Source organism: Saccharopolyspora sp. NPDC002686 (assembly GCF_040295745.1).
Classification (GTDB): domain Bacteria; phylum Actinomycetota; class Actinomycetes; order Mycobacteriales; family Pseudonocardiaceae; genus Saccharopolyspora; species Saccharopolyspora oryzae.
In genome coordinates, this window is sequence record NZ_JBEOVY010000277.1 from 1 (window position 1) to 10,721 (window position 10,721).

Consider the following 10,721-nt stretch of genomic DNA (forward strand, 5'->3'; position numbering starts at 1 on the left):
GGAGCCATGGGCGGCGCCATGGGCGGTGGCGGCATGGCTGGCGGCGCAGCCGGTGGCGCACCGGGCGGCGGAAGCAACCGCCCCGGCTCAGGAGGCGGCTGGACCGGCACCGCCGGCACGCCCGGCGCAGCGGCCGCGACAGGACGCCCGGCCGGCGGTGACACCGGAGCCCGACCGGACTCCGGCCGCCCGACCTCCCGCCCCGGTGGCCCGAACGGCCCGTCCCGCCCGGACGGCGGGCGCCCCACCGGCCCCGACGGTTCCCGCACCCCAGAGCGTCCGACCACCGCAGCACCCCGCGGCGGAGCGGCCCCGCAGAACGCCCCGGCCCGTCCGCACGACGTGCCCGCGGGACCCGGAGGCCGAGGAGTTCCACCCCAGCGCACCCCGGACGCAGGCCCGGCGCACAACCCGAACGGACCAGGCACCCGCCCAGACGGAGCGGCAACACGTCCCGATGGCGCATCGCCGCGCCCAGACGGTCCGCCACGGCCGGACGGAACGGCACCGCGTCCCGATGGCCCGTCCCGACCCGACGGAGCCACTCCTCGTCCTGACGGCGGCCCGGCACGCCCCGAGGCTCCATCGCGCCCGGACGGAACGCCGCACCGCGACGGCCCCGGATCCCGGCCAGACGGAACGTCGAGGCCCGACGGCACAACGCGCCCGGACGGTCCCAGCACTCGACCGGACCCAACACGTCCGGACAGCACGCGCCCGGACTCGGCTGCGCCCTGCCCGGACGGATCGCGACCGGACGCCAATGCACCCCGACCCGACGGGCCCCGTCCCGACTCGGCCACGCCACGTCCGGACGGAACGACTCCGAAACCGGACGGCTCAACCCGACCGGACCAGTCGTCGGGCAACCAACGCACGCCTGACCCGCAGAACACCCGCCCGACGGGCACGCGCCCGGACGCCCCAAGCGGCACGCACGACCCGAAGCGCCCCCACCCGGACGGCCCGGAAGCAACGCACCCGAAGGACGGCGCGGACAGCCCCGAACACCGCCCGGACGCTCCGGACAAGCACCCGGACGCAGATCAGCACCGCGACGGCGACGCCGAGCCGGGCACGCCGGAACGCCAGCAGCAGATCGACGAAGCCGAATCCCACCGCGACACCACCCCGGGCGGCTCGTCGTTCCACACCGACCCGAACATGCGCGACCTCGCGCAGCGCGTGCCCGACGACGGCGTCCACCACACGGTCGACGCGCACGCCCTGCCCGACGGCCGAGTCCGCATCGGCGATCGCACGTTCAGCCCGCAGGAGTTCGCGGACATGCTCCGCCGCGACCCGAACTGGGACGGCAAGCCGATCCGCCTCCTCTCCTGCGACGCGGGAACCAGCGGCCTGGCCCGAGACCTCTCCCGAGAACTCGGCGTCCCGGTAACGGCGCCCCGAGGCCTGGCCTGGACCGACGGCAACGGCCGGGTCTTCTCCTCCGACATGGGCCCCGACGGCCGCCCGGGCTGGCCCCCGAACGGAGGCTGGGACACCCACCACCCCGACGGAACCACCACCCCAGCCAGCAACGACGGCTTCCACCCCTCCCGAAACGGAGAAGACCCAGGCCAACACCCCGACGACGCCGAGTCCCGGGGCGACGACGGAGCTCAGGACGGCACCGACCAGAACAGCAGTTTCGACCCGCCGCCGCAGCGCGTGGTACTGCAAACATTCGACCCCGCCGACACACCTGATCACTACGGAAGTCCCGGCGGCGGTCGTGCGACGGTGCCGGATCCGATCACCACGTGGAACAGACCGGACGACGCGACATTCACTCGTCCAGCGGGCGACCCCGACGGGCGGAGCCCGATCACGGTCCCCGATCGGGAGAACCCGAAACCGCTCAACAAGCTGGGCGCTCGCACCACGCTGAGCTCGCTGTCCGAGAAGGGCGCGCTGGCTGCCAACACGCGGTACGACGTACCTGGCCGAGGCAGCTTCTTCACCGATGGCACAGGCAAGATCAAGTGGGCGGAGATCGACACCACCGCGGACGGCTACAACAGGCACAAGAATCCGGAGCTCCGCTACCCGGCACCCAACGCCGCCTACCGGGTGGACAACAACTGGACGTTCAACACCAATGAGAACGGCCAGACCGAACGGATGTCCGGTACCCCGCACTACAAGGAAGCACCCAACGCGCTGCCCGATGAGCACTACGGCCGCGACCAGTCGTCGCAGGACCGCGCTGGTGACGAGGGCAGGGCCGTGTACCCGGACCGGCACTGGGCCGGCGGGCACGCGGCAGCGCACGAAGCTGGTGCTCCCGGCGAGTACATCAACATGTTCCCGCAGATGGCGGCGTCCAACAGCGGGCACAACCGCGAGGGAATGACCAACGAGGCGTCTTGGCGCAACCTCGAGGACTACCTGTCCAGTTCACACGAGCGCAACGTGTCCATCGATCGGATCGAGGTGCACGCCCCACGCGACGCGGACGGCATCCCGACCGAGGTGAAGTACCGTTGGCTTGAGACGGATGAGCAGGGGGTCACCCGCTACATGGAAGCGACCTTCCCCAACCGGCCGGACCCGGACTTCAACTACGGTCCGTGGAAGGACTACGGCGAGGACGAAGAATGAGCACTCCGCCGAACAACCGCCAACCCGAGCCGGATCAGATCCGCCAGCAGGTCGTCGACTCGTTGCTGGCAAGCGCACCCCCCGACTGGGCGGAGATCCGGTTGGAATTCCGCGCGAGCAGCACGATCTGCCAGGCGGAGGTGAGCGGCTCGACGCTGACCGGTGCACCACTGCTCATGCCTCCGCCCGAGGGCACGACGGGCCGGCTCAAAGCTGTCCGGGCAGCTATGTTCGAACCTGGACGCGGTACCTGGTTCTCGTTGCACATCGGTGTGAAGCGCAATGGAAGTCCGGAGTACCGGTTCAACTACACCGACGCCACACACTGGCGGCCGCCAGTGGCGCCCACGGTGTTCACCTTGGACCAGGAGCGCTTCCCCCGGGATGACCAGCACATCCCGGACTGGTTGCGCGAACGCCTGGCGGAGGGCGCTGCCGTGGAACGTGCTTTCCAGCAGCGCGATGCAAGAACCGGGGACGCCTGAACCACGGTGGACGCACTAGTAGGGTCGGCCGGAGCACTGGCTCGGCCGGTGGCGAGTACCGCCCGAGGATCTTGACAGTTACAGGAGCACATCGATGACAGAGCCCGGCGGTCTGGGACCGGAAGAGCAGAAGGAACTGCTGGACGAGATGGCCGGAGTGGTGACCGCCGCCGCCCCGGAGAACTGGCAGCTGATCGCCGTCGAGTTCCTCTCGGTCGGTCGCCACGTGGAAATGCGCGTCGGGGTGCGCGATTCGAACGGGAACCCGGTTTCCTGGGAGCCCCCGGCAGAGGTCGACAACATCTTCTGGCGGCTGCGGGTCGGCATGTACCAGGAAGGGATCGGAACCTGGTACACGTCGATGTTCCGCATCAGCCCACCCGACACCTACGAAGTCCTGTACAACCGGGACAACGAGCCCCCGTGGAATCCGCCTGCCGAAGCGTTCGCCAAGGAGCAAGAGCTCTTCCCCCGGGACGAGCAGCACATGCCCGACTGGTTCCGCCAGCGCCTCGCGTAAGTGCTCGATTCGAGCACGATGCTCGGACACGCCCCGGCGGCATACCAGGACCGCCGGGGCGTGTGACCGGGGATAGCGGTGCGGTCTGTCAGGGTTCGCGACGCTCCACCACCAATGCGGTGCGCGGCCCGCATCCCGAAAGAACTGACGCCGTCAGGAGATTCCCGACATGACTGCCCGTCTGCAGCTGACGTCGGAGCAACAGAACGAGCTGCTCAGCGACCTGACGCTACGACTCGTCGAAGCTCTTCCGGAGCAGGGCTGGAAGCAGTTCGTACTCGAGTACCGGCAGGTCGGCAAGCACATTCAGATCTCCGTCGGGCTGGTCAAGCCGGACGGCAGCATCCAGCGCTGGGACCCGCCGGAGCAGACCTGGCGCTACATCCAGACCCTGCGGCACGGCATGTACGTCGAGGACCGGGGAACGTGGTTCTCCATCCAGTTCACCATCGACCACCCCAACACGTTCCGGATCCACTACAACTACGAGCTCGAACCCAAGTGGGGAAACCCGTCGGCCGACGACTTCCGACTGGACCTCGAGCGCTACCCGCACACCGAAGGGTCCATGCCTCCGTGGTTCCGCGAGAAGCTGAGCTAGCGGCCTGCATCCCGAGACCGCAGATCCATCGATGATCGTTCTGCCTACGCGGACACCCCAGAGGAGCTAGCCTCCAAGTCCACCAGACACTGTGGACTGAGGAGTGGAGTTCGTTGGACGAGTCGACGCCGGACAGCGGGTTGCTCCAGCACCTCGAGGCGCATCTCGGGGCCGTCAGGAAGGTCGAATCGGCCAGGTCCGATGCCGGGAACCGGGGTTACGACCTGAGCTTCTTCCACCGCGACGAACCTCCGGTGAGCACCGTCGTCAGCAACGGGCTGCGGTTCCAGCCGGTCACGTCGATGATGCCGCAGGAGTTGACCTGCTCGCTGTGGGACCAGCAGGAGCACGTCGCGCACTACCTGGTCGACTCGGTCGCTTCGATGGTCATCCGCAACGAGCAGGGCTTGGAGTACGGGTCGTACTTCAAGAACAACGGGCCGATCGTCGAAGGAACCGGGATCACCGCTGTCCTCGCGCACCCGAGCCCGTTCCACGGCGAGTCCTTCAACCTCTTCCCGGACCACCAGTCCCCTGCCCTGCAGATCATCACGCTGCTGCCGATCACGGACCCCGAGGTGGGGTTCGTGGAGGCGGAAGGGGCGGATGGGTTGTTCGAGGTCTTCCGCCTCAACCGGACGAACATCCTCGACGTTCGGCGCCCGTCCGCCGTCTGAACTCGATCAGGACTGCTTGCGGCCCAGGTGGTCCGCGGTCCTGGTGGTTTCCGGGAGGCGGTACTTCGGTGCCAAGCGGAGGGTCAGGTCGCAGGCCGCGTCGAGGGTGTAGCGGTGGCCCACCGAGACGAAGACCGGCTTCACCCCGGGTTGGGTGCGGAGGGCTCTGCCGACGACTTCGTCGTCTTGGTGGAGGGGTGACCAGGAGCCCCGTTGTTCGGCTGGTGGTTCGTAGCGGCCCATGGCCGTCTTGCCCACTCCGATCGCGGGGAGGTCGGTCAGGACTCCCAGGTGGCAGGCCAGGCCGAAGCGGCGCGGGTGGGCCAGGCCTTGGCCGTCGCAGACCAGGACGTCCGGTCGCACCGACAGGTCCGCCAACGCGGCCAACAGCGATGGCGCCTCTCGGAAGGCGAACAGGCCTGGGACGTAAGGGAACTCCGCCTTCCCCCGCACAACTGCACTGTCCACAACAGACAGAGTTGTCACGTCCAGGACGGTGACCGCTGCGACGATCTCGTCCTCGTCGCGGTACGCCACGTCCAGGCCCGCTGCCGTGCGGACCTGCGGCGGGTCCTCGACGCGGACCAGCGGGCGGAGCCGCTCCTGGATCGCGACGGCTTCGGCCTCCGTCTTCGGCCACTCGTGCGGGTCGCGGATCACGTCGTCGATCGTAGTCGTGAGTGCGAAAACCGGCTCCGACCGGCTTTCGCACTCACGACCGCTCAGCGCTGGATCGACTTGGTCTCGAGGAACTCCTCGAGACCGTGGCGGCCGAATTCGCGGCCGTTGCCGGACTGCTTGTAGCCGCCGAACGGGGCATTCGGGTTGAAGCGCCCGCCGTTGACGTCGACCTGGCCGGTGCGGAGGCGCTTGGCCACCGCCAGCGCGCGGTCCTCCGAGCCGAACACCGCGCCCGCCAGGCCGTAGTCGGTGGCGTTGGCGATGCGCACCGCCTCGTCCTCGTCGCGGTACGGCAGGATCGACAGCACCGGGCCGAAGATCTCCTCCTGCGCGATCGTCATCTCCGGCGTCACCCCGGTGAACACCGTCGGCCGCACGTAGTAGCCCTTCTCCACGCCCTCCGGCCGGTCCGGACCACCGGCGGCGAGCGTCGCACCTTCCTCGACGCCCTTGCGGATGTAGTCGACCACCCGGTCGCGCTGCGCTTCCGAGACCATCGGGCCGACCCGCGTCTCCTCGGAGGTCGGGTCGCCGACGGTGTACTTGGCCGCTGCCGCGACCGCGAGCTCCACCGCTTCGTCCAGGCGCGACTCCGGCACCAGCAGCCGGCTGAGCGCGTTGCAGCTCTGGCCGCCGTTGGGGAAGCAGCCCGCGACGCTGAGCTTGACCGCCTTGGTCAGGTCGGCGTCGTCGAGCACCACGCTCGCCGACTTGCCGCCCAGCTCCAGCGCGACCCGCTTGATCGTCGCCGCGGCCACCTCCGACACCCGCCGCCCGGCGCGGGTGGAGCCGGTGAACGACACCATGTCCACGTCCGGGTGCGCGGCCAGCGCCTCCCCGACCACCGGGCCGGTGCCGTGGACGAGGTTGAACACGCCGTCCGGGGCGCCGGACGCGGCCACGATCTCGGCGAAGATCGCCGCGGTCAGCGGGGCGATCTCGCTCGGCTTGAGCACCACGGTGCAGCCCGTCGCCAACGCCGGGACGACCTTGGCGACGACCTGGTGCAGCGGGTAGTTCCACGGCGTGATCGCGGCGACCACACCGATCGGTTCCCGCACGATCAGCGAGTTGCCGACCTCGTCGGTCCAGGCGAAACCGCCCTCCAGGACGTCGGCGATCCCGGCCGAGGTCGCCACCGGCACGCTCGCGTGCACCTTGGTGGAGAAGGTGATCGGCGAGCCCATCTCGGCGGTCACGGTCGCGGCGATCTCGTCGCGGCGCTGCGCGATCCCCTCGGAGATCCGCCGCACCACGGCGATCCGATCCCGCAGCGGGGTGTCCGCCCAGCCGTCGAAGGCCGCTCGCGCGGCCGCGACCGCGTCGTCCACATCGGACGGCGTGCCCGCAGGCACCGAACCGATCACTTCCTCGGTGGCCGGGTTGCGCACCTCGATGCGTTCCCCGCTGCCCTCGACGCGCGCACCGCCGATGACGTGGCCGGTGTTCGGCGCAGCCATGAACCCTCCCCTGATCCGACACAGCAGACGTCGCACCGAGCCTGTCACGTCGCGGGGAGTCCCGCACCGGTGAATCGAACCAGCCGGAACCGGAAGTTCTGGCAAGACCGGGAAAAACCCGATCGGCCGATTTCCGGCCCCCGGATCAGTCGAACCGGGGCGATTCGGTGCGGGTGCGCTTCAGCTCGAAGAAGTACGGGAAGCTGGCCATCGCCACCGCGCCGTCGAACAGCTTCGCGGCGTCCTCACCTCGCGGAATGCGGGTGATCACCGGACCGAAGAAGGCCACCCCGTCGACGTGGATGGTCGGGGTGCCGACCTCGTCGCCGACCGGGTCCATGCCCGCGTGGTGGCTGGCCTTCAGCTCCTCGTCGTACTCGGTGCTGGTCGCCGCCTCCGCCAGCGATGCCGGCAGTCCCACCTCGGCCAGCGAGTCGCGGATGACCTGCGCGAAGTCCTTCTCGCCGCGGTCGTGCAGCCGGGTGCCCATCGCCGTGTAGAGCGGCGAGAGCACCTCGTCGCCGTGGTGCTTGGCGGCGGCGATCGCGACCCGCACCGGGCCCCACGCCTTGTCCAGGAGTTCCCGGTACTCCTCGGGCAGGTCGCGGCCCTCGTTGAGCACGGACAGGCTCATCACCCGGAAGTGCAGGTCGATGTCGCGGACCTTCTCGACCTCCAGGATCCAGCGCGAGGAAACCCAGGCGAACGGGCACGCGGGGTCGAAGTAGAAGTCGACGCGGGGACGAGCAGCGGAAGACATCCTGCCTCCATATCGGGTGGTTCGTTCGAGGGCACGTTCGGACGCGCCCCGGCTTGGGTATGAACCCCGGTGAGGGCGATTATCTTCCCGACACGCCGAGCGCCCGCGCGGCACCCACCAGGGCGCGCGCCCGCGTGCGGACGTGATTTGATTCCCTGCGCCAGGTCGTCGCCCGGCGAACCTGGATCAACCCAGTCCCGACGAGCAAGAGGTGATCCGTGGCCCCGCCGAACCTCACCCGCGAACAGGCCGAGCAGCGCGCGGCGTTGCTGGAGGTCCAGTCATACGACATCGAACTGGACCTGTCCGCGGGCGCGGGTGGGCCGGACGTGGAGACGTTCGGGTCCACCACAACGGTGCGGTTCCGCAGCGCGCAGGCGGGGGTCGACAGCTGGATCGACCTGGTCGCCGACCGGGTGCGCAGCGCCGTGCTCAACGGCGTCGAGCTCGACGTCTCCGACTACGACGAGTCCACCGGCATCCGGCTGCCGAACCTGGCCGCCGACAACGAGCTCGTGGTGCGCGCCGACTGCGCCTACACCAACACCGGAGAGGGCCTGCACCGCTTCATCGACCCGGTCGACGGCGGCGTCTACCTCTACAGCCAGTTCGAAACCGCCGACGCCAAGCGGATGTTCACCTGCTTCGACCAGCCGGACCTGAAGGCCACCTACCAGATCACGGTGGACGCCCCCGAGTCCTGGAAGGTCATCTCCAACGCCACCGCCGAGGTCGGCGACGCGGCCGGCGGCGTCAAGCGGCACACCTTCGCCACCACCGAGAAGATGTCGACCTACCTGGTCGCGCTGGTGGCCGGCCCCTACGCCGAGTGGCGCGACGTCTTCCCGGGCGAGGACGGCCAGGCCGAGATCCCGCTGGGCATCTACTGCCGCGCCTCGCTGGCCGAGCACCTCGACGCGGAGCGGCTGTTCACCGAGACCAAGCAGGGTTTCGGCTTCTACCACAAGGCCTTCGGGGTCGCGTACCCGTTCGGCAAGTACGACCAGTGCTTCGTGCCGGAGTTCAACGCGGGCGCGATGGAGAACGCCGGCTGCGTGACGTTCCTGGAGGACTACGTCTTCCGGTCGAAGGTCACCGGCTACCTCTACGAGCGGCGCTGCGAGACAGTGCTGCACGAGATGGCGCACATGTGGTTCGGCGACCTGGTGACCATGCGCTGGTGGAACGACCTGTGGCTCAACGAGTCGTTCGCGACGTGGGCCAGCGTGCTCGCGCAGGTCGGCGCCACCGAGTACGACAGCGCGTGGACCACGTTCGCCAGCGTCGAGAAGTCCTGGGCGTACCGGCAGGACCAGCTGCCCTCCACCCACCCGGTGGCCGCCGACATCCCGGACCTGCAGGCCGTGGAGGTCAACTTCGACGGCATCACCTACGCCAAGGGCGCCTCGGTGCTCAAGCAGCTGGTCGCCTACGTCGGGCTGGAGAACTTCCTGGCCGGGCTGCGGGTCTACTTCGACCGGCACGCCTGGGGCAACGCGACCCTCGACGACCTGCTGAAGGCGTTGGAGGAGGCTTCCGGCCGCGACCTGTCCTGGTGGAGCGCGCAGTGGCTGGAGACGACCGGTCTGAACATGCTGCGGCCGCGGTTCAGCACCGACGACGAGGGCCGGTTCACCTCGTTCTCGGTGGTCCAGAGCGGCGCCCGGCCCGGCGCCGGGGAGCTGCGCACGCACCGGCTGGCCATCGGCATCTACGACGACGAGGGCGGCAAGCTGGTGCGCAAGCACCGCGTCGAGCTCGACGTGACCGGTGAGGTCACCGAGGTGCCGGACCTGGTCGGCGTGCACCGCGGCAAGCTGGTGCTGGTCAACGACGACGACCTCACCTACTGCTCGCTGCGCTTCGACCCCGAGTCGCTGGCCTCGCTGATCGACCGGATCGGCGACATCGACGAGTCGCTGCCGCGCGCGCTGTGCTGGTCGACCGCGTGGGAGATGACCCGCGAGGCCGAGCTGAAGGCCCGCGACTTCGTGACCCTGGTGCTCGGCGCCTCCGCGGCGGGCGGCATCGGCGCGGAGAGCCAGATCGGCGTGGTGCAGCGGGTTCTGCTGCAGACCCAGACCGCGTTGGCGTCCTATGTGGACCCGTCGTGGCAGGAGGAGGGCTGGCGCCGGTTCAGCTCGCGGCTGTTCGAGCTGGCCCGCGCCGCCGAGCCCGGTTCGGACCACCAGCTGGCGTTCGTCAACTCGCTGGCCGGTTCGGTGCTGTCCGAGGAGCAGGTCGCCGAGCTGCGCGGCTGGCTGGACGGGTCGGCGCCGCTGGCCGGTCTGACCGTCGACACCGACCTGCGCTGGGCTCTGCTGCAGGCGCTGGTCGCGCACGGCGCGGCCGGCGAGGCGGAGATCGACGCGGAGCTGGAGAAGGACCAGACCGCGACCGGTCGGCGCCGCGCGGAGCGGGCCCGGGCGCTGATCCCGACGGCGGAGTCCAAGGAGAAGGCGTGGCAGCGCGCGGTCCACGACGACCAGCTGCCGAACGCGGTCAGCGATGCGATCATCGCGGGCTTCCAGCACCCGTCCCAGCGGGAGCTGCTGGCGCCCTACGCGCAGCGCTACTTCGAGCAGATCGACGAGGTCTGGCAGCGCCGCTCCAGCGAGCGCGCGCAGCCGACGGTGATCGGGCTGTTCCCGTCGTGGGCGGTGACGGAGGGAACCGTCGCGGAGGCGGACGCCTGGCTGGCCGAGGAGCACGCCCCGGCACTGCGCCGCCTGGTCTCGGAAGGCCGCGCGGGCATCGTCCGGGCACTGGCGGCCCGGGAGTTCGACCGCTCCTGACCCGGTGATCCGCGAAGGGCACCACCCGCAACGTCCGGAGGTGGCCGTCGGTCGGTGTCGCCGCCAAATAAAAATATAGGAAGAGCGGGGGGTTGGGGAAGAGTGGTGTTGAGGTGGTGTATAAAAAGGTGGGGGCCC

General features: G+C 69.6%; 9 protein-coding genes. 6 read left to right on the forward strand and 3 right to left on the reverse strand.

Annotated features, from left to right (window positions below):
• The 5 genes from ABTZ89_RS28685 to ABTZ89_RS28705 all read left to right on the forward strand — a co-directional run.
• On the forward strand, nucleotides 1–2,604 hold a 2,604-nt coding region (locus tag ABTZ89_RS28685; protein ID WP_502949609.1), incomplete at its 5' end, for a DUF8616 domain-containing protein.
• Nucleotides 2,601–3,089, forward strand: coding sequence for a hypothetical protein (locus ABTZ89_RS28690; protein WP_351050416.1), 489 nt, complete (start codon nucleotides 2,601–2,603; stop codon nucleotides 3,087–3,089). The genes ABTZ89_RS28685 and ABTZ89_RS28690, both read left to right, overlap by 4 nt.
• Nucleotides 3,090–3,183: 94 nt before the next feature.
• Entirely contained in the window at nucleotides 3,184–3,609 is a 426-nt protein-coding gene (locus ABTZ89_RS28695) for a hypothetical protein (RefSeq protein WP_351050419.1), read from the forward strand.
• 169 nt (nucleotides 3,610–3,778) lie between these two features.
• Nucleotides 3,779–4,210: a hypothetical protein gene (locus ABTZ89_RS28700; protein ID WP_351050422.1), complete on the forward strand. Its 432-nt coding sequence runs from the start codon at nucleotides 3,779–3,781 to the stop codon at nucleotides 4,208–4,210.
• A gap of 113 nt (nucleotides 4,211–4,323) precedes the next feature.
• Entirely contained in the window at nucleotides 4,324–4,887 is a 564-nt protein-coding gene (locus ABTZ89_RS28705; protein ID WP_351050425.1) for a suppressor of fused domain protein, read from the forward strand.
• A 6-nt stretch (nucleotides 4,888–4,893) separates the two neighbouring features.
• Here ABTZ89_RS28705 and ABTZ89_RS28710 read toward each other — a convergent pair whose 3' ends face one another.
• The 3 genes from ABTZ89_RS28710 to ABTZ89_RS28720 all read right to left on the reverse strand — a co-directional run bounded on the left by ABTZ89_RS28710 (nucleotide 4,894) and on the right by ABTZ89_RS28720 (nucleotide 7,788).
• Nucleotides 4,894–5,547 (reverse strand): endonuclease V, encoded by a 654-nt coding sequence (locus ABTZ89_RS28710; protein WP_502949610.1) that lies wholly within the window; start codon nucleotides 5,545–5,547, stop codon nucleotides 4,894–4,896.
• Between the two features lie 62 nt (nucleotides 5,548–5,609).
• Nucleotides 5,610–7,028 (reverse strand): aldehyde dehydrogenase family protein, encoded by a 1,419-nt coding sequence (locus ABTZ89_RS28715; RefSeq protein WP_351050428.1) that lies wholly within the window; start codon nucleotides 7,026–7,028, stop codon nucleotides 5,610–5,612.
• A gap of 145 nt (nucleotides 7,029–7,173) precedes the next feature.
• The gene (locus ABTZ89_RS28720; RefSeq protein ID WP_351050431.1) at nucleotides 7,174–7,788 is read right to left on the reverse strand and encodes a mycothiol-dependent nitroreductase Rv2466c family protein; all 615 of its coding nucleotides are present in this window, start codon (nucleotides 7,786–7,788) and stop codon (nucleotides 7,174–7,176) included.
• 218 nt (nucleotides 7,789–8,006) lie between these two features.
• Here ABTZ89_RS28720 and pepN point away from each other — a divergent pair, with 218 nt between their 5' ends.
• Nucleotides 8,007–10,583 (forward strand): aminopeptidase N, encoded by a 2,577-nt coding sequence (gene pepN / locus ABTZ89_RS28725; RefSeq protein ID WP_351050434.1) that lies wholly within the window; start codon nucleotides 8,007–8,009, stop codon nucleotides 10,581–10,583.
• Nucleotides 10,584–10,721 lie beyond the last annotated feature (138 nt).